Origin of the sequence: Sphingopyxis sp., from assembly GCF_035998965.1 — a bacterium.
Taxonomy (GTDB): domain Bacteria; phylum Pseudomonadota; class Alphaproteobacteria; order Sphingomonadales; family Sphingomonadaceae; genus Sphingopyxis.
Genome location: NZ_DASYHE010000097.1, coordinates 72883 through 91758, shown reverse-complemented (window position 1 = coordinate 91758; position 18876 = coordinate 72883). Strand labels below are relative to the sequence as shown.

14 protein-coding genes, 2 tRNA genes and 1 pseudogene are annotated in these 18876 nt (G+C 64.4%); 10 read left to right on the top strand and 7 right to left on the bottom strand.

Annotated elements, in window-relative coordinates:
- Positions 1–18 precede the first annotated feature (18 nt).
- A complete protein-coding gene (gene mutL, locus VGN68_RS18115; RefSeq protein ID WP_327478730.1) occupies positions 19–1836 on the bottom strand; it encodes a DNA mismatch repair endonuclease MutL in 1818 nt (605 codons plus the stop codon).
- A 195-nt stretch (positions 1837–2031) separates the two neighbouring features.
- Here mutL and VGN68_RS18110 point away from each other — a divergent pair, with 195 nt between their 5' ends.
- From VGN68_RS18110 to VGN68_RS18085, 6 genes are all read left to right on the top strand, one after another.
- The gene (locus tag VGN68_RS18110) at positions 2032–3078 is read left to right on the top strand and encodes a rod shape-determining protein (RefSeq protein WP_088441978.1); all 1047 of its coding nucleotides are present in this window, start codon (positions 2032–2034) and stop codon (positions 3076–3078) included.
- A 17-nt stretch (positions 3079–3095) separates the two neighbouring features.
- Complete coding sequence (gene mreC / locus VGN68_RS18105; RefSeq protein WP_327478727.1) at positions 3096–4001, top strand: rod shape-determining protein MreC; 906 nt, start codon at positions 3096–3098, stop codon at positions 3999–4001.
- A complete protein-coding gene (locus VGN68_RS18100) occupies positions 3998–4522 on the top strand; it encodes a rod shape-determining protein MreD (RefSeq protein ID WP_327478725.1) in 525 nt (174 codons plus the stop codon). The genes mreC and VGN68_RS18100 overlap by 4 nt, the downstream gene beginning before the upstream one ends.
- Positions 4523–4528: 6 nt before the next feature.
- Positions 4529–6439 carry a penicillin-binding protein 2 gene (gene mrdA / locus VGN68_RS18095; protein WP_327478723.1) on the top strand — a complete coding sequence of 637 codons (1911 nt, stop codon included), beginning with the start codon at positions 4529–4531 and terminating at the stop codon, positions 6437–6439.
- Positions 6436–7542 (top strand): rod shape-determining protein RodA, encoded by a 1107-nt coding sequence (rodA, locus tag VGN68_RS18090; RefSeq protein ID WP_327478722.1) that lies wholly within the window; start codon positions 6436–6438, stop codon positions 7540–7542. The genes mrdA and rodA overlap by 4 nt, the downstream gene beginning before the upstream one ends.
- A 112-nt stretch (positions 7543–7654) precedes the next feature.
- A tRNA-Lys gene (locus VGN68_RS18085) sits at positions 7655–7730 on the top strand.
- 354 nt (positions 7731–8084) lie between these two features.
- Here the strand turns inward: VGN68_RS18085 and VGN68_RS18080 are convergent.
- The gene (locus VGN68_RS18080; RefSeq protein WP_327478720.1) at positions 8085–9311 is read right to left on the bottom strand and encodes a PepSY-associated TM helix domain-containing protein; all 1227 of its coding nucleotides are present in this window, start codon (positions 9309–9311) and stop codon (positions 8085–8087) included.
- A 6-nt stretch (positions 9312–9317) separates the two neighbouring features.
- Positions 9318–11483, bottom strand: a complete 2166-nt coding sequence (locus tag VGN68_RS18075) for a TonB-dependent siderophore receptor (protein WP_327478718.1) — start codon at positions 11481–11483, stop codon at positions 9318–9320.
- Between the two features lie 94 nt (positions 11484–11577).
- Here VGN68_RS18075 and VGN68_RS18070 point away from each other — a divergent pair.
- Positions 11578–11841: pseudogene (locus VGN68_RS18070) on the top strand (integrase core domain-containing protein); the annotation flags it as partial.
- Between the two features lie 162 nt (positions 11842–12003).
- Here the strand turns inward: VGN68_RS18070 and VGN68_RS18065 are convergent.
- Positions 12004–12077 (bottom strand) — tRNA-Gly (locus VGN68_RS18065).
- Positions 12078–12213: 136 nt separating this feature from the next.
- On the opposite strand from VGN68_RS18065, the gene dinB reads away from it, so the two are divergent.
- Complete coding sequence (gene dinB / locus VGN68_RS18060) at positions 12214–13308, top strand: DNA polymerase IV (RefSeq protein WP_327478760.1); 1095 nt, start codon at positions 12214–12216, stop codon at positions 13306–13308.
- Here the strand turns inward: dinB and VGN68_RS18055 are convergent.
- Entirely contained in the window at positions 13301–13759 is a 459-nt protein-coding gene (locus VGN68_RS18055; RefSeq protein ID WP_327478716.1) for a hypothetical protein, read from the bottom strand. The genes dinB and VGN68_RS18055 overlap by 8 nt on opposite strands.
- Before the next feature lie 75 nt (positions 13760–13834).
- Positions 13835–15433: a peptide chain release factor 3 gene (locus VGN68_RS18050; RefSeq protein WP_327478714.1), complete on the bottom strand. Its 1599-nt coding sequence runs from the start codon at positions 15431–15433 to the stop codon at positions 13835–13837.
- A gap of 170 nt (positions 15434–15603) precedes the next feature.
- On the opposite strand from VGN68_RS18050, the gene VGN68_RS18045 reads away from it, so the two are divergent.
- Positions 15604–16446: a TauD/TfdA family dioxygenase gene (locus VGN68_RS18045; RefSeq protein ID WP_327478712.1), complete on the top strand. Its 843-nt coding sequence runs from the start codon at positions 15604–15606 to the stop codon at positions 16444–16446.
- Between the two features lie 244 nt (positions 16447–16690).
- Here the strand turns inward: VGN68_RS18045 and VGN68_RS18040 are convergent, their stop codons facing one another.
- Positions 16691–17371, bottom strand: a complete 681-nt coding sequence (locus tag VGN68_RS18040; RefSeq protein ID WP_327478710.1) for a lysoplasmalogenase — start codon at positions 17369–17371, stop codon at positions 16691–16693.
- Positions 17372–17446: 75 nt separating this feature from the next.
- Between VGN68_RS18040 and trmFO the strand changes: the two genes are divergently transcribed.
- Positions 17447–18796, top strand: coding sequence for a methylenetetrahydrofolate--tRNA-(uracil(54)-C(5))-methyltransferase (FADH(2)-oxidizing) TrmFO (gene trmFO / locus VGN68_RS18035; RefSeq protein WP_327478708.1), 1350 nt, complete (start codon positions 17447–17449; stop codon positions 18794–18796).
- The last annotated feature ends 80 nt before the right edge of the window (positions 18797–18876 follow it).

Genomic DNA, 18876 nt, shown 5'->3' with positions numbered 1-18876 from the left:
GTCAACGCCCTAACCTATTCATTTTCGGCCAAAAAGCCTCTCAACGTCATCCATCGACAGCTTCACCCACGTCGGGCGGCCATGGTTGCACTGACCGCTGTGCGGGGTGACCTCCATCGTGCGGAGCAGCGCGTTCATTTCGGCGACGCTGAGGGTGCGGCCGGCGCGGACCGAGCCGTGGCAGGCCATGGTGGCGGCGACCAGTTCGAGCTTTTCATTGAGCCCCAGCGCAGCGTCATAACCCGCCAGATCATCGGCGATGTCGGTGACGAGTTTGCGGCAGTCGATCGCGCCGAGCATCGCCGGGGTCGCGCGAACCATCACCGCGACCGGACCAAAGCGTTCGAGCTCGACCCCGAGCGCCGCAAGCTGCACCGCGGCGGCTTCGAGGCGGTCGCACGCGGGTTCGTCGAGCTCGACGACTTCGGGGAGGAGCAGGCCTTGCGACGGCACCGCCTGCCCGCTCATGCCGCGGCGCAATTGTTCGAGCACCAGCCGTTCGTGCGCGGCGTGCTGATCGACGATGACGAGGCCGTCCTCGGCCTCGGCGACGATGTAGGTGCGCGCGATCTGGCCGCGCGCGATGCCGAGCGGGTGGGCGTCACCCTGCGGCACCGGCGCGGTCGCCGCTTCGGCGCGGCCCATCGGCAGCGCGTCGCGCGGCGGCGCAAAATCGATCACGCGATCGCGGAGCAGTGCTTGGGTGGCGGAATCGCTGTCGGCGCCGAACAGATGCGTCGCCGGGGCGTGCGGATAGGGCAGATGCGCGGCGAACAGGGTGGGCGCGGGCGGCGCAACCGGTTCCTGCTGCCACGCCGCCAGCGCGGCTTCGGCGGGGCGCTGGACACTGCGAAAACCATGTTCGTCGAGCGCGCGGCGCAGCCCCCCGACGATCATCCCGCGGATCAGTTGCGGGTCGCGAAAGCGCACCTCGGTCTTGGCGGGATGGACGTTGACGTCGACCTCGCCGCCCGGGACGTCGAGGAACAGCGCAACGACGGGGTGACGGTCGCGCGCGAGCAGGTCAGCATAGGCACCGCGCAACGCCCCGACGAGCAGCCGGTCCTTCACCGGGCGGCCGTTGACGAACAGATATTGATGGTCGGCGATGCCGCGATTGTAGGTCGGCAGGCTGACCACCCCGCCGATATGGACGTCGCCGCGATTGAGATCGATCCCGATGCTGTTCGCGGCGAGGTCGCGCTGGGTCAGCGCCGCGACGCGACTGAGTTGGTCCTGCCCGCCCTGCACGTCGAGCACGCGCCGCCCGTCATGCTCGACGATGAAACCGACGTCGGGCCGCGCCATCACGAGCCGCTTCACCACGTCGAGACACGCGGCATATTCGCTGCGCGCGCTGCGCAGGAATTTGCGGCGAGCGGGAACGCGCGCAAACAGATCCTCGACGACAACGCGGGTGCCGTTCGCCAGCGCGGCCGGTCCTTCGGCGACCACCACGCCATTGTCGACGACGCGCCGCCACCCGTCACCGCCCGCCACCCGGCTCTCCAATGTCAGCCGCGCAACGCTGGCGATCGACGGCAGCGCTTCGCCGCGAAAGCCCAGCGTGGTGACGTCCTCGATCGCGTCATCGGGCAGCTTCGACGTCGCATGGCGTTCGAGCGCGAGTGCCATATCGGCGGGCGTCATGCCGCAGCCGTCATCCTCGACCTCCAGCCGCGAAATTCCGCCCTCGGCGATTCGCACCGAAATGCGCGTCGCCCCGGCGTCGATGGCGTTTTCGACCAGTTCTTTGAGCGCTGCGGCGGGTCTTTCGACCACTTCACCGGCTGCGATCCGATTTACGAGCGTTTCGGGCAGGCGACGTATTGACATGGGGGCTGTCCTAGCGCAGTCGAGCGCAAATCGCGACCCACCCGCACAGCCTTATCATATTGTCCAGCCCGCCCCCGTCGGCCGAGCCGGAATCTCTCCCTGATTGGTCCTGTCGCCGGCCGGGCGCGCAGGTGTAACGACGCGGCGGCGTGGTCCTTCCCCAGGGCCAGCGCCGAGGACAGGGAAGCAGTATCGATGTCATTCTTTTCTCGCTGGTTCAAATTCAACTCCCAGGACATGGCCATCGACCTCGGCACCGCCAACACGGTGGTCTATGTGCGCGGCAAGGGCATCGTGCTGAATGAGCCTTCGGTCGTCGCTGTGGAGACGATCAACGGGATCAAGCGGGTCAAGGCGGTCGGCGACGACGCGAAGCTGATGATGGGCAAGACCCCCGACAGCATCGAAGCAATCCGTCCGCTGCGCGATGGCGTCATCGCCGACATCGATGTCGCCGAACAGATGATCAAGCACTTCATTACCAAAGTGCATGGCGGCAAACCCAACGCGTTCCGTAGCCCCGAAATCGTGATCTGCGTCCCCTCGGGCTCGACCAGCGTCGAACGCCGCGCGATCCGTGACGCCGCGTCGAATGCGGGCGCCAGCGAAGTGTGGCTGATCGAGGAACCGATGGCCGCCGCGATCGGCGCCGACATGCCGGTCACCGAACCGATCGGGTCGATGGTCGTCGACATCGGTGGCGGCACAACCGAAGTCGCGGTGCTGTCGCTCCGCGGCCTCGCCTACACCACCTCGGTGCGCGCCGGCGGCGACAAGATGGACGAAGCGATCGTCTCCTATGTGCGCCGACATCATAATCTGCTGATCGGCGAAGCAACCGCCGAGCGGATCAAGAAGGATTTCGGCATCGCGCGCATTCCTGCGGATGGCGTCGGGCTGACGATCCACATCAAGGGCCGCGACCTCGTCAACGGCGTGCCCAAGGAAATCTCGATCAACCAGGCGCAGATCGCCGAAGCTTTGTCCGAACCGATCGGTACGATCGTCGAGGGCGTCCGCATTGCGCTGGAAAACACCGCCCCCGAACTTGCCGCCGACATTGTCGACCAAGGCATCGTCCTGACCGGCGGCGGCGCGCTGATCGCAGAGCTGGACGAATTGCTCAAGGAAGCGACCGGGCTGCCGGTGACGGTTGCCGACGATCCGCTGACCTGCGTCGCGATCGGCACCGGCCGCGCGATGGAAGATCCCGCGTTCCGCGGCGTACTCCAGCAAGCCTGAGCGAGCGTATCTGAGCTATGGTCCGCCCGGTACATCGACGTCCGGGGCAATCCCGAAAGGCCCAATACAGCCTGTTCGCGGCCTATGTCATCGCGGTGACAGGCGCCGTCGCCGGGCTGTTGCTGGCGATCCTGTCGGTCGTTGACCCCGTCGGCTTTGCCCAGCTTCGCGTGGCGAGCCAGGAAATCACTGCGCCTGTCGCGCGCGTGTCGCGGTCGGTCATCGGATCGATTTCGGGGATCGACGATACGGTCGGTGCCTATGTCCGCGCCGGGTCGCAGAACCGGCGGCTGCGCAGCGAACTGGCCGACACGCGCCGCGAACTGGTCGCGACCAGCACCTTGCAGGAAGAAAACCGCCAGCTGAAAGCGCTGCTCAAGCTGCAGGAAACCGACAAGACCGCGCTCGCCAACGGCTATCTACTCACCTCGACCTCGACCAGCAGCAAGCGCATCGCGCTGCTCAGCATCGGGCGCAATCTGGGGGTCGCCCCGGGCCAACCGGTGCGCGGTGCCGACGGCCTGGTCGGGCGCGTCCTTGGCTCAGGACCGTCGGTCTCGCAGGTGCTGCTGCTGACCGACGTCGACAACATCGTCCCCGTCCGCCGCGCCCGCGACGGCCTGCCCGCGCTCGCTTATGGCCGCGGCAATGGCGATCTCGACATCCGCACTCTCAACATCGCCAACAACCCCTTCAAGCCCGGCGACATATTGGTCACCTCGGGCACTGGCGGCCTCTATCCGCCGAACATCCCGGTCGCGATTGTCGTGCGGCGACAGGATGACGGCGCCCTCGCCCGCCCCCTCGCCGACCCCGGCAAGGTCGATGCGGTGTCGGTGCTGCGGCCGTACACGCCCGACAACATCGAGGCGCAGCCCGCCCCAGCGCCGCCGCGTCCGGCACCGGCAGGCGCCGCCCCATGAACAATCGCGCCGCGCCGCGCCTCGGCGAACCGGCCTCACTGTGGCGGATGCGGATCGTGCCGGTGGCAACGGTGATGGTCGCTTCGGCGCTCCCCCTGATGCTGCCGCTGGTCGCCAATTCGCCGGTGTTACCGCCGCTCGGCCTGCTGTTCTTTTTGTGCTGGCAATTGCTGCGCACCGAAATGTGGCCTGTGTGGATCGGGCTGCCGCTCGGGCTGTGGGACGATCTGTTCAGCGGCCAGCCGATCGGCACCGCGGTCGGGCTGTGGACACTCGCCAGCATCGCAATCCATTATTCGTCGCAGCGCATCTATTGGCGCGGTTTCCTGCACGATTGGGTGATCGCTGCCTTGCTGATTGCCATCATTCAATCGCTCGCGGCGCTGATCGCGCACCCCGGCGCTGCGACCGACCGCGTTCTTGGTCTGGTGGTGCCGCAAATCGTCCTGTCCATCCTGCTGGTCCCGTTGTTCATGCGTCTGACCGGCAAGTTTGACAATTTCCGGCTGAAACGCCGATAATCCCCCATGGCACGCGGCAAAAGCCCCCCCATTACCGAAGCCTGGCGCGGTATCACCTTCACCCGCCGCGCGCTCGTCGTCGGCGGCGCCCAGGCCGCAGTGGGCATCGCGCTGGCGGCGCGCATGGCCTATATTTCGGTGGTCGATAATGACCGCTATGTTCTCGAATCCGAAAGCAATCGCGTCAATCTGACGCTGGTACCACCCCGCCGCGGCTGGATCGTCGATCGCAACGGCAAGGCGCTGGCCAACAACCGCGTGTCACTGCGCATCGACATCATCCCCGACCGATTGCACAATCGCGACGTCGTGCTCGGGCAATTGCGCACCCTGTTGCAACTCGATGGCGATACCATGCAACGGATCAACCGGGACCTGAAGGCCGCCTCGGGCTACCAGCCGGTCGCGGTCGCCGAGGACATGAGCGAGGCCCAATATGCCTCGATTCTCGTCCGCCTGCCCGAAATGCCCGGCATCGCTCCGCAGCGCGGCTTTGCCCGCAACTATCCGACCGGCGCCGCGGTGGGCCACCTGATCGGCTATGTCGGGGCGCCCAACGCCGAAGAATATCAAAAGGCCAAGGATCCGCTCTACATCACGCCCGGATACCGGATCGGCAAAGATGGGTTGGAGAAGTATTTCCAGCCGATGCTGAAGGGCAAACCCGGCGCGCGGCGCGTCGAGGTCACCGCGCGCGGCAAGGTGGTGCGCGACCTCGACACCCAGCCCGACGTGCAAGGCAAGACCGTTCATCTGACGATCGATGCCGACCTGCAAGAATATGCCGCGCGTCGCATGGGCCGCGAATCGGGAGCGATCATCGTGATCGACTGCCTGAACGGCGACATCTTGTCGTTCGTCTCGATGCCAAGTTTCGATCCCAACAGCTTTTCGGACGGGATCAGCAACAATGAATATAGCTGGCTGCGCGCCGACGATCACCAACCGCTGATCAACAAGGCGACGCGCGGCCTTTATCCTCCCGGTTCGACGCTGAAACCGATGGCGGCGATCGCGGCGGTCCAGCACGGCGTCGACCCTGGCGAGCGCCACACCTGCATCGGCGGCTACCGGCTCGGCAACCGCTTCTTTCGCTGTCTTGGCACCCACGGCAGCGTCGACATGCCGACCGCGATCGAGAAAAGCTGCAACAGCTATTTCTACTGGCTGGCGCATCGCCTTGGCTATGACGCGATGGCACCGACCGCCAAATTGCTCGGGCTGGGCGAGGAATTTCAGCTCGCCGGCAGCAACCAGCGGTACGGCACAATTCCCGACAGCGCGTGGAAGATGCGCCGATACGACCAGAAATGGTCAGCGTCGGATTCGCTGAACGCGGTGATCGGACAAGGTTATGTCAGCGTCAATCCGCTGCAACTGGCGGTGATGACCGCGCGAATGGCGTCGGGGCGCCGGCTCTACCCGCGCCTGATCAACCGGACGTTCACGAACGAACCTTTGCCCTTTTCGGCCGAGGCGCTGGCCGTCGCGCGCGCCGGGATGGACCGCGTCGTCAACGGCGCCGGGACAGCGGTGCGCAGCCGCTTGCCGCTCGATGGCATCACCATGGGCGGCAAGACCGGGACGGCACAGGTGCGCGGCCTCGCCTCCGGATCGCGCGGCCAGAGTGGCGCGTGGAAATATCGCGACCATGGCCTGTTCGTCTGCTTCGCGCCGGTCGAAAATCCGCGCTATGCCGCATCGGTGGTGATCGAACATGGCATGGGCGGCTCGCGCGCCGCGGCGCCGATCGCCAAGGACATCTTCACTTTTCTCTATGACCGCGCAAAGGCGATGGAAGCACTCGAGACGCTCGAGGCTGGCTGGGGCGGCACGATCAAGGAGCGGATGGACCGCGACTATGCCGCCTGGAAAGCGGGCGCGGCAAGCGATCCCAACCCGGAGCTGCCGCAATGATCGTCGTCCCACCCGCCATCCAGCGCATTCCGTGGAAGCTGATCGCGCTGCTGACCGCCATCACCGGCTTTGGCATCCTCGTGCTTTATTCGGCGGCGGGCGGCAGTTTCACGCCGTGGGCGATGCAGCAGACCATTCGCTTCCTCGTCTTCCTGACCGTGGCGATGGTGATCGGGCGCTTTCCGCTCCGGATTTTCGAGGATTTCTCATACATCGCCTATATCGGCGTGCTCGTCCTGCTGATCGCGGTCGAGCTGCTCGGCTTTGTCGGCGGGGGCAGCCAGCGCTGGTTGAATCTGGGCTTCATGAACCTCCAGCCCTCCGAGTTGATGAAGGTCGCGATCGTCGTCGCGCTGGCGCGCTTCTATGCGCAATTGCCCCCCGGAAACACGCGCAGCTGGACGGCACTCTGGCCCGCGCTGATCATGATCGGCATTCCAACCGCGCTTGTCATGCTGCAACCTGATCTCGGCACCGCGCTGTCGATCTGTATCGGCGGCGTCGTGGTGATGTTCGTCGCCGGCCTGCCCTTCTGGTGGTTCGGCGGCACCGCGATCGCCGGGGCCGCGGCGCTTCCGATCCTCTTCTCCTTCCTGCACGACTATCAGCAAAAGCGCGTGCTGATCTTCCTCGATCCCGAAAGCGACCCGCTTGGCGCGGGTTATCACATCAGCCAGTCAAAGATCGCGATCGGGTCAGGCGGCATCGGCGGCAAGGGCTTCCTCAATGGGTCGCAAAGCCATCTCGACTATCTGCCCGAAGGTCACACCGACTTCATCTTTGCGACAATGGCCGAAGAATGGGGGCTGATCGGCGGGCTGGCGCTGATTTTCGGGTTCTTCCTGCTGCTCCGTTGGGGAACACGCGTCGCACTGAAAGCACGCACCCGCTTTGGTCAGCTGACCGCCGCGGGCCTGACAATGACGATCTTTTTCTACATCGCGGTCAATCTGATGATGGTGATGGGGCTCGCGCCCGTGGTCGGCATTCCGCTGCCCCTCTTTTCGTACGGCGGCTCGTCGATGCTCACGATCATGACCTGCGTCGGCATCATATTGGCGATCGAAAACGACAGCAAAACCGGGACGCGCCGCTTTCATTGAGAAAAATCTTCGGCGCAGGCATTGCCATCCCCGTATCGGCATGATAGCGGGCCGCTCGCTTCGCAGCAAAGAGGACAACTCGCCGCCGCCAAGCGCGCCGAAAACCGGCAGTGGACGCATAGCTCAGTTGGTAGAGCAGCTGACTCTTAATCAGCGGGTCCTAGGTTCGAGCCCTAGTGCGTCCACCATATTTTCCAATTGCTTAACGCCTCCGCTCAGGGGCACCGTCTTAGAAAGACGGGATCAAGACGGGCGTGCTGATTAGCGCTGGTACGATGCGCTACCCGTAGGGCCAACACGTTGTTCAGCCCTCCGTCATGGCTGCATACCAGCCGACCACTCGGGGCATGTATGACCACGGCAAGCGAAAATAGGAACGCGAGGGCGCGTGCGTGATCCACCACGGCACCAAACTCGTTCTGGATGTGAACGGGCTCCTAAAGATGCTTGAGTGCAAGCCCCTGATCGACCAGCCCAATAACGATATGTTGATCTTGAGCATCGCCACGCGCGGCTCGCTCGGCCATGCCACGGCTAGCCACTCAAGTGTCGGACGGCACCAAGGGAACGCGCGTTGCTATCGACGGAGAATGTCTGCCCTGTGTAGGGTCCGCCGTGGGCCCGGAGCCATCCGACCACAGATTTTTTCGCCGGTTTGCCTTGCGCTTGCGTGCCCAGATCATCAGCCCGGTGACGATGATGATCGACAAGACTACGCCCGACAGCGAGATAATGATCCGCCCGGCCAATCCAAATGCCTCGCCGCTGTGTAATGGAAACATCCAGGCGTTGAATAGGTCGCCGCTCGATCCCTCGGCCTGATGGCGCTCGGCCAGCACCTGACCGGTGGTGTAATCGACGACCGTCCAGCGTCGCCCGAGATCGTCGAGATCGCGCGGATCGAAGCTGCGCAGCCACCATATATGCTTGTCGGGATGCCAGGATATGGCATTGACCGCTCCGGCGCCGGGCCGACTTTCGGCAATCGCGATCGCGCGGTCGACGTCGAGCGCAGGCCGGAAAATCGGCTGGGGCTTGGGGGGGACATCTTCGATCGGAAAGGCGGAGATCGGCGAGAACTGGCCGACGACGGTGCGGAACTCGCCGTTCCACGTCAGCGCCCAGCCGGTCAGCGCCAGCGTGAATGTCACGGGGAGCAGCCACAGACCGCCCGCGCGGTGCAGATCGAAAGTCAGGCGAAAGCCGCCCGCGCGCCAGCGGGCGGTAAAACTGCGTTGCCAGTTTTTCGCTTTCGGGAAAGACAGCATGATGCTGACAAAATGATCGATCATCCAAAGCAGCGCCACCAGGCCGAAGAACCAGTAACCCCATGGTCCGAGGCTGAGGTCCATGTGCAGCTGGTAGAGAAATTGCATGACGCGGCGCCGGTCCAGTCCGGCCTCGCCAAAGATGCGCTGCCCCAGGATCTGGCCCGAATAGGGGTCGAGGTACGTCTGGCGAAACACATAGTCCGCGGGCGCCGGGCCGTTTGGCGCGACAAACGCCAGCACCGAATCGGTCGCCTCGCGCGGCCGCATCAGGTAATCGACGTGATAACCGGGGTTGGCCGCCTCAAGCCGGTCGACAAGCACCTGCACGGGCAGGCGGTCACCCGTTGCGGCGACATGGCGCAGGTCGGGGTTCAGCCAGCCATCTATTTCGTCGGACCACACGATGACCGAGCCCGTGATCGCAAGGATCAACAGCCACACAGCGGCCAGCAGCCCGAACCAACGGTGCCAGATGACAAGGAACCGCCGCGCCTTCATGGGCGACTACAGATCGACCGCGAGTGTCAGGCGCACCGTGCGCGGCGCGCCGGGCTGGGCGGTAAAATCGGTCGACTGGAAATAATCCTTGTCGAACAAGTTGGTGACACTCAGCCGTGCGGTCACCGGCGACTGGTTGATATCGAAACGATAGCGCGCACCCAGATCGAACACCGTGTAACCCGAAATGGCACGGCTGTTGGTGGCGTCGTAAAACTGGCCGCTGCTATAGCGCATATTCGCCAACAGCGCCGCGCCCGGTAGGCCGGGTATTGCGCCGTCGACCCCCAGCACGAGCACATTCTTCGGCACCGATATGGGGCGATTGCCGTCGAGCGTCGGGTCGGCGTTGTCGAGCAGCTTGGCATCGAGATAGGCATAGCTTGCCAGCAATTTGAGCCCCTCGACCGGCTCGCCGAACACATCGAGTTCGAACCCGCGATGGCGCTGGCGGCCAAAGGTGTCAAAGATCAGGGTGACCGGATCGACATAGGATGACGGTCGTTCGATGTCGAACAGGGCAGCGGTCAGACCGACGCTGCCGAAGTCGGCCTTCAATCCGCCCTCATACTGACGCGATACGCTTGGCGGCAGTATGGCGCCGCGATTGACGGCCTGCTGCGGGGCGATCGAGCCAGCCTCGACGGCCTTGAGATAATTGCCATAGACCGCAATCTGGTCGGTGATCTTGAACAATGCGGCAAAGGCGGGTGACCAGTCATCCGACCGGTAGGTCCTTAACGGACCGCCAGGGGTCGGCGCGCCATAGTTGAAACTGTCGATCGAAATCCGGGTATATCGGACGCCACCGGTCACGAGCAGCCTGCCATCGAACAAGGCCAGCTCGTCGGCGACCACAAGCCCCTGGGTGGTGGTGTCGCTGAAGGGGAAGAACGTGCCGGTGCCGACGGTGCCGGGCGTGGTGCCTTCATAGCTTGCCGGATCATAAATATTGAAGATGGGCTGGACATACGCGGGATCGATGGCGAGATCGGAAAATTTCGGCTTTGATCGAATATAGCTGTACGACAGGGTCACCGCGTGGCCGATCGCACCGGTATCGAACCGCCCCCGCAAGCCGACATCGACATTATAGCCGTCGCCCCAATCGACTTCGCCCTCCTGCGCGAAGACGAAGCTATCCGATGTGCCGTCGGTGTCGATCACCGATGCGGTCAGTCCGACATAGCGTTCCTGGCTGCGGACGAGTCCCGCGACGGCGAAGGCATTGAAGCCTTCGGCGATCTGGACGTCGAGCGCGGCGCGAACGAACTGGTCATGCTGCATCCGCCGGTCCCATTCGGGGCCGCTGATCCGGTCTCCCGCAGGCGGACGGCCGATCGCGACGCCTGGATTATAGAAATAGCCGCCGGTGCCGCCGCGGGTGAGCGAGTACATATTGCCATATTGCAGGTCGAGGTTGACCGGTCCGCGGCGATAGTTGAGCGCGATGTGGGAAACCTGGCTCTTTTCCTCGATATCGTCGATGGCGCTTTCGCCGTCACGCAGCGACAGGTTGACTCTTATTCCCAGTTGATCTGCCGCGCCAAACCTCCGGCTGATGTCCGCCAATCCGCCGAACGTGCCCTGGCTAGCAAAGAGCCCCGTCACGCGGGTCAGCGGTGCGTCGATCGGCTTCTTCGAGACGTAGTTGATTGTGCCGCCGACACCACCGACAATGCCGGTAAATACCGCCGTCGGCCCTTTCAGGATATCGACACGCTCCAGCAATTCCAGCGGGTAGCGGCGTGTCGCAACAGTGTAGAAGCCATCGAAGCTCGACTCGAACGGCTCCATGCGAAAGCCGCGCAGCCGACCGGCGCCGGCACCGTTGATCGTCGTTGCATTGGTGCTGCTGAACGAAGCATCGCGGCTGACGATGTCATTGGACGTCAGCGCAATCTGATCGGCGATGTAAGCCTCGCTGAACGATTTTGTGCTGACCGGCGTCTCAAACAGGTCGCGATCGCCAAAGGTGCCAAGGGTGGCGCCCCGCGAAATCTGGTCGCCGGCATAGTCCTCGATTTTCTGGCCGGTGACGACGATGGCCCTGTCGCTTGCCCGATCATCCTGGCTGCCAGTCGGGAGTGCCGCATCTTGGGCGGCGGCGGGCTGGCTGGCGATGGCCAGCAAGGCGCTCCAGCTGACGAGAGAAAATTTAGAACGGTTCACGACGTTTCCTGCCTGGTGATTCGCACGGCGGGTATCATCAGCCAGCTCGAAACTCAATGCGAATGATTTGCATTAACTTTCCGCATCGCCGGTCGAGGCGGGGATTGAGCCATCGGTCGGCAGCGTCGGTGACAGCTAAGACAACGCCTTGGCCAAGCCAATCAATCGCCTTTACAACACTCAGGTAATCGATCGGGGATCACGATGGCGATCCCTTGACGCCGTCGAATATACCACGCTCGAATTGATCGACTGGTTCAACAACCGGCGGCTTCTGGAGCCCATCGGCAATATCCCGCCCGCCGAAGCCGAAGAACGAGATTGCGCCATGCTGGACGACGTCGCCATGGCCGCGTAACCTACACGAAATGGCCTCCGGCAGTCCCGGCGCGGTTCAGCCCTTCAAAATCGGCCACTCTGCTCAAACAAAATTGCCCCGGCTCATCACTGCCGCCAAAGGCAGCGTTGGCTCCAGCGGTCGTCGCGACGGCAACCAATGCGCGCACATTGCCCGGAGACCTGGAGCGGGTAGCGGGAATCGAACCCGCCTAGCTAGCTTGGAAGGCTAGAGCATTACCACTATGCTATACCCGCATCGCCAAGGTCGGCGGCGATTGCCATTTCGCTCCGTCGGCGTCAAGTCCGGCGTCGCCCGTCTATTGAGAACATCGTGGCAACATGCTAAGCCATCCGGGTGGAAGATGCCGCCGACCTCGCCCCTGACGCGCCCATGGATGGCCCGGTTCGCAAGATCATCCATGTCGACATGGACGCTTTTTATGCGTCGGTCGAACAGCGCGACGATCCGGCGCTGCGCGGCAAGCCCGTCGCCGTCGGTGGATCGTCGCGGCGCGGGGTGGTCGCCGCGGCCAGCTATGAAGCGCGCAAGTTCGGGGTGCGTTCGGCCATGCCCAGCATCACCGCCAAGCGCCAATGCCCCGAGCTGATTTTTGTACCGCCCCGCTTCGACGCCTATCGCGAGGTCTCGCACCAGATCCGCGCAATTTTTCATGATTATGCCGATGAGGTTGAGCCGCTGTCGCTCGACGAAGCCTATCTCGACGTCAGCGCCGACAAGTCCGGCCTCGGCAGTGCGACCGCAACCGCCAAACTGATCCGCCGCCGCATCCGCGAGGAAACCGGCCTGACCGCCTCCGCCGGCGTGTCGTACAACAAGTTCATCGCGAAGCTGGCGTCGGACCAGAACAAGCCCGACGGGCTCACCGTCATTCCGCCCGGCAAGGGCGCCGATTTTGTCCAGGCATTGTCGATCCGCCGTTTCCACGGCATCGGCCCGGTGACGTCGGCGAAGATGGAGGGGCTCGGGGTGTTTTCGGGCGCCGATCTCGCAGGCAAGGACCCGTTATGGCTGGCGACGCATTTCGGTAACAGCGCCGAATGGCTGTTCAACCTGGCGCGCGGCATCGACCATCGCCGCGTCAAATCACACCGACCGCTGAAATCGCTGGGCGGCGAGCGCACCTTTTTCAACGACCTGATCACCGACACCGAAATCCGCGAGGCGCTGGCGCATGTGTGCGCCGTCGTGTGGGACCGGGCGGCGAAAAAAGGCGCGCGCGGGCGGACGGTGACACTGAAACTGCGCTACGCCGATTTTCGCACGATCACGCGGGCGAAATCGGTTGCGACGCCGATTCTGGACGGCACATCTTTGCTGGCGGCAGGTGAAGCGATACTGGCGCCGCTCCTGCCGACCGAGCAGGGAATCCGCCTGCTGGGACTGACCCTGAGCAAATTCGAAGGCGAGGAAGCAGACACGTCCGATGTGTCGCCGATGTCCGCCGACCTCCTCAGCCTTATTTAACCACCGCGGGCGCATGGCGCCTGATCGCGGCCTGCATCCTGGGCGATAGCGTCGGCAAGGCACAACGGATGAGCGCTTCATCCGACACCTGGATTTCCTCGCGAAATGGTGCGCCCACACGATAGAGCGCGCGGTCGGGGCCCGTCACCTTGACCCGAAAATAGCCTGCGCCGTCATAGCCGTCGAACTGCATCTGGGTGAAACCGCCCTCCACCACCCGCGTCTGCGTGATCGGGCGCAATTCGGCTGCCGGGCCAAGGTTTCCGGTCGGCCCGTAGAAATAGAGGGAGCCCCATCGCGTCCCGTCAAAGACATAACCATAACGCACATTCGCGCATTTCTGGTTATCGTTGGTCCATAACCCCTTCGCGATTGGCAATTTTATGGTAGGCTGCGCCATCGCAGGCACACAACTGGCGATCGCCGCCAGCGTCAGCATGACTATCCGCATCGTCTTCCTCCCGTCAGCCCGAAGCGGCGTCATGGTGGCGGATTTGGCGCACGCGATCAACCCGGCATGGGCAGGCTATTCGGCCAAAGCTCCCAGCCGCCTTTCCTTCGTGGCAGTAAAGCGAATGTCGGGATTGCGCTGAGTGATATAGCCGACTTCCCAGCCGTCCTTGGCCATGAACACCGGCGCGCCGTCGCGGTCGGTGGCGCTGGCGCCGCGATGTTCCGACTGGAACGCTTTCAGCTTCGCGGGATCGTCGCTGGCGATCCAGCGCGCGGTTTCCCACGGCGACTGCTCCAGCTTCGCCTCGACCTTATATTCGGCGTCGAGGCGGCTGATCAGCACTTCGAGCTGCAATTGCCCGACGACCCCGACGATCATGTTCGCGCCGATTTCGGGGTAGAAGACCTGGATGATCCCCTCCTCGGCCATGTCGTCGAGCGCCTTGCGGAGCTTTTTCGTCTGGGTCGGATCGACGAGCGCAACGCGGCGCAGCAATTCGGGGGCGAAGTTCGGCAGGCCGGTGATCGTGACGTCAGTGCGCTCGGACAAGGTGTCGCCAACGCGCAATGTGCCATGGTTCGGAATGCCGATGATGTCGCCAGGAAAGGCTTCCTCGGCCATTTCGCGGTCCTGCGCCAGGAACAGCATCGGGCGGCTGATCGCGATCGCCTTGCCCGTCCCGCCCTGCATCAGCCGCATCCCGCGCTCGAATTTGCCCGAGCAGAGGCGCATGAACGCGATGCGGTCGCGGTGCGCGGGGTTCATATTGGCCTGGACCTTGAACACAAAGCCGGTGACCGCATCGTCGGTCGGCTGCACCGGCGCGGGCTCGGCGGGTTGCGGCTGCGGCCCCGGCGCGTGCTGCGCCAGCGCGGCAAGCAGGTCGGTGATCCCGAATTCCTTCAGCGCCGATCCGAAATAGACCGGCGTCAGGTCGCCATTGCGATAGGCCGCGGCATCGAACTCGGCGTAGCAGGCCGACGCCAGCTCGGTTTCTTCCTTGAGGTGCGCGAGCGCATCGGCGCTGATCTCCGCCGCCAGCGCCGGATCGCCGAGTCCTGCCACCTTGGCGCGGTGGCCTTCATACATCCGCGACGCATCGCCGCCCGGTTTCATGATCGCCGGATCGACCAGATCGTAAATCCCCTCGAACTGCCCGCCCATGCCCGCGGGCCAGTTCATCGGGCAGACATCAAGCGCGAGCCGATCGGCGACCTCGTCGAGCAGTTCGAACGGCGGCAACCCCTCACGATCAACCTTGTTGATAAAGGTGATGATCGGTACCGAACGCAACCGGCACACCTCGAACAGCTTCAGCGTTTGCGGTTCGATGCCCTTTGCGGCGTCGATCACCATCACCGCGCTGTCGACCGCGGTCAGGGTGCGATAGGTGTCTTCGCTAAAATCCTCGTGGCCCGGGGTGTCCAGCAGGTTGAAGACCAGCCCGGCATGTTCGAAGGTCATCACCGACGAGGTCACCGAAATTCCGCGCTGCTGCTCGATCTTCATCCAGTCGGATCGAGCGCGCCGCGCCTGTCCGCGCGCCTTGACCTCGCCCGCGATATGAATTGCGCCGCCGGCGACAAGCAATTTCTCGGTCAGCGTCGTTTTACCTGCGTCGGGATGCGAGATGATGGCGAAGGTGCGGCGGTCGGGGTGCGTCTGGGACATGGCGCGGGCGGTTAGCAGGTGGCGCCGGATGTGGAAAGGGTTGGCATCGCGCCTCGCGCGCGATTGTCGTATCCGCCGGAGTGGGCCGCCGCGGGCCAAGCGACGGCTCATTTGGTTTGCCCGCCTGCCTCCCAATTGACCTCGCCGATGAACCGGCGCAGCATCGCGGGATGACCCTCACCATCACCCCCAGCGGCCAGTCCTGCGGCGCCCGCGTCACCGGCATCGACCTGACCCAGCCGCTCGCTCCCGACACCGTCGCTGAAATCCGCGCCGCCTGGCTTGACCATCACATCCTCGCCTTCCCCAATCAGAAAATGGACGACGACGATCTCGAACGCTTCACCCTATATTTCGGCGGTTTCGGCGACGATCCCTTCATCAAGCCGATCCCCGGCCGCCAGCATGTCATCGCCGTCAAGCGCCGCGCCGACGAAACCTCGCCCTTGTTCGCCGAAAACTGGCACAGCGACTGGAGCTTTCAGGCCCGCCCGCCCGCCGGAACCTGCCTGTTCGGCATCACCATCCCGCCTGTCGGCGGCAACACCGAATTTTCCAACCAGCACGCCGCGCTCGACGCGATGCCCGCTGCGCTGCGCGCGAAAATCGAAGGACGCAACGCGATCCACAGCGCGCGCGGCGGCTATGCGCCGTCGGGGATGTATGGCGCGCAGGATAAGGATCGCAGCATGGACATCCGCTCGGGCGACGAGGCGCTGGCGACGCAGCTCCACCCTTTCATCCGCCGCCACCCCGAAACCGGCCGCGAAGGGCTGTTCGGCTGCGCCGGTTACATCATGGGCATCGAAGGCATGGACGATGCCGAGGCGCTGCCGATCCTCTCCGAACTGCTGCAATGGCAGGGGCGCGAGGAATTTCGCTATTCGCACCAGTGGGAGCCCGACATGCTGGTAATGTGGGACAACCGCTCGCTCCTGCACCGCGCCACCGGTGGCTACGACGGCCACGACCGCCTGCTCCACCGCACGACGATCGCGGCGTGGGAGGGGTAATCTCAGGGAGTGCAGCGGCTGCGTTGGGGTCGGGAGCTGATTGCAAATCCTCTCCCCTTGAGGGAGAGGATAGCGCAGCTTGCTCCGTGAGGAGCTAGCGAAGCTTGGTGAGGGGGTGAGCCGCCTGCGGGCGAGAAACCCCTCTCAACTGCGGCTAGGCAGCAAGCTGCCAAGCCTTCGTATCTCTCCCTCAAGGGGAGAGATATCGAATATCCGACGCCCGCAACTGGTCGCTTTCAGCCTCTCAACCACGCCCTTCCTTCGCCAACGTGCTCACCACCCCCCACGCAATCAACGCCTGCCCGCCAAAATAGAGCGGCCACACCAACCACAGCGTCACGTCCTTCGACAGCGTACCGCCCTCCCCGGCAAAGATGAACAGGTCGCTCGCCAGAAACATCATCGCGCCGATCCCGGTGCGATAGCGCGGGAAGCGGCTGATCCACGCCGTCGCCGCCATGATTGCGACCCCACCAGTATAGGCAATCGCCGCGCCCATCAGCGCCGCCTCGGCCCCGCGCGTCAGCCCCCACGCGATGATCAACGCCAACGGCACCAGCGCCCACGCCAGCAACTTCTGCGACGACGTCAGACTGGGCCGCCGGTTGCGCAGATACAGGATGATCGCGATCAGATGCCCCGTCGCGAAAGCCGCGGCCCCCGCCAGCATCCCGAACGCATCGAGCAACCAGTCGCCCAGCGCCCCGAACGCCAGCACCGCCGCGATCAGCTGGCCGTGGGTGCCCCGCGCATTTGCCGCCGCCCACACCGCGAGCAACCCGACCCCCGACGCCTTCCACGCCCAGATCGCCGGCCCGTCGAGCCGCAAATAGACCCCCACGAAATAGCTGATCCCACCGACCAGCGCCGCCCACCACAGCCACCGCGCGCGGTCCCAGTCTCTGGCCCAAACCTGCTCACTCATGCCCCGCCCCTTTGCATCTTGCCCGCAATCCGCCTACTGCGCGGCACATTGGTCGCAAGTCAACGGATAGGGTAAATGGCGGAATACGACGTGCACATCATCGGCGGCGGCCTCGCCGGATCCGAAGCCGCGTGGCAGCTCGCCGAAGCCGGTTTCCGCGTCCGCCTCTCCGAAATGCGCGGCGGCGGCGACATCACCCCGGCGCATCAGGGCGACGCGCTCGCCGAGATGGTGTGCTCGAACAGCTTTCGCAGCGACGACGGCGACAGCAACGCCGTCGGCCTGCTCCACCGCGAGATGCGCACCCTGGGCTCGATCATCATGCGCGAGGCCGACGCGACCAAGGTACCCGCGGGGTCGGCGCTCGCCGTCGATCGCGATCTCTTTTCGGGCGGCGTCACCCGCGCGCTCGAAGCGCACCCCAATATCACCATCGTCCGCGAACGTATCGACACGCTGCCTAGCGAAGGCCTGACCATCGTCGCCACCGGCCCGCTCACCGCCGCCAGCCTCGCCGACAGCATCGGCGCCGCAACCGGCAAGGACGCGCTCGCCTTTTTCGACGCCATCGCCCCCATTGTCTATCGCGACAGCATCGACATGGACATCGCGTGGATGGCCAGCCGCTGGGACAAGGTCGGGCCGATCGGCGACGGCAAGGATTATATCAACTGCCCGATGGACAAGGATCAGTATCACGCCTTCGTCCAGGGGCTGGTCGATGGCGACAAGACCGAATTCAAGGAGTGGGAGACCAACACCCCCTATTTCGAAGGCTGCATGCCGATCGAGGTGATGGCCGAGCGCGGCCCCGAAACCTTGCGCTTCGGGCCGATGAAGGGCGTCGGGCTCGACAATCCGCGCACCGGGAGGTGGCCTTACGCGGTTGTCCAGTTGCGCCAGGACAATGCGCTCGGCACGCTGTGGAACATGGTCGGTTTCCAGACCAAGCTCAAGCACGCGGCGCAGGTCGAGCTGTTCCGCACCATCCCCGGCCTTGAAAAGGCCGAATTCGCGCGCCTCGGCGGCCTCCATCGCAACAGCTTCATCCGCTCGCCCGAATTGCTCGACGCGCAGCTGCGCCTCAAATCAGCGCCGCATATCCGTTTTGCCGGACAGATCACCGGCTGCGAGGGCTATGTCGAAAGCGCCGCCATCGGCCTGATCGCCGCGCGTTTTGCCGCGGCCGAGCTCGGCGGCCGGACCCTGCCGCCGCCGCCGCTCGAAACCGCGCTCGGCGCGTTGCTCGGTCACATCACCGGCGGCGCCGATGCCGCGAGCTACCAGCCGATGAACGTCAATTTCGGGCTGTTCCCACCGCTGGCCGAGGATGTGCGGAAGAAGGATCGCAAGCTCGGCTATACGGCGCGGGCGGGTGCGGCGCTGGCCGAGTGGGTGAAGGTCGCGGAGGGCGTGGCGGCCTGAACGTCGCCCCCGCGCAGGCGGGGGCCGCCGTCGTTTTACGCGGCGATGCTGGTTTAGGCCTCTAGAGGCTCCCGCCTTCG

Bases quoted from the DNA above. Each gene is read 5' to 3' on its own strand.
- mutL (WP_327478730.1), bottom strand. From the start codon at position 1,836: ATGTCAATACGTCGCCTGCCCGAAACGCTCGTAAATCGGATCGCAGCC.
- VGN68_RS18110 (WP_088441978.1), top strand. From the start codon at position 2,032: ATGTCATTCTTTTCTCGCTGGTTCAAATTCAACTCCCAGGACATGGCC.
- mreC (WP_327478727.1), top strand. From the start codon at position 3,096: ATGGTCCGCCCGGTACATCGACGTCCGGGGCAATCCCGAAAGGCCCAA.
- VGN68_RS18100 (WP_327478725.1), top strand. From the start codon at position 3,998: ATGAACAATCGCGCCGCGCCGCGCCTCGGCGAACCGGCCTCACTGTGG.
- mrdA (WP_327478723.1), top strand. From the start codon at position 4,529: ATGGCACGCGGCAAAAGCCCCCCCATTACCGAAGCCTGGCGCGGTATC.
- rodA (WP_327478722.1), top strand. From the start codon at position 6,436: ATGATCGTCGTCCCACCCGCCATCCAGCGCATTCCGTGGAAGCTGATC.
- VGN68_RS18080 (WP_327478720.1), bottom strand. From the start codon at position 9,311: ATGAAGGCGCGGCGGTTCCTTGTCATCTGGCACCGTTGGTTCGGGCTG.
- dinB (WP_327478760.1), top strand. From the start codon at position 12,214: ATGGATGGCCCGGTTCGCAAGATCATCCATGTCGACATGGACGCTTTT.
- VGN68_RS18055 (WP_327478716.1), bottom strand. From the start codon at position 13,759: ATGCGGATAGTCATGCTGACGCTGGCGGCGATCGCCAGTTGTGTGCCT.
- VGN68_RS18050 (WP_327478714.1), bottom strand. From the start codon at position 15,433: ATGTCCCAGACGCACCCCGACCGCCGCACCTTCGCCATCATCTCGCAT.
- VGN68_RS18045 (WP_327478712.1), top strand. From the start codon at position 15,604: ATGACCCTCACCATCACCCCCAGCGGCCAGTCCTGCGGCGCCCGCGTC.
- VGN68_RS18040 (WP_327478710.1), bottom strand. From the start codon at position 17,371: ATGAGTGAGCAGGTTTGGGCCAGAGACTGGGACCGCGCGCGGTGGCTG.
- trmFO (WP_327478708.1), top strand. From the start codon at position 17,447: ATGGCGGAATACGACGTGCACATCATCGGCGGCGGCCTCGCCGGATCC.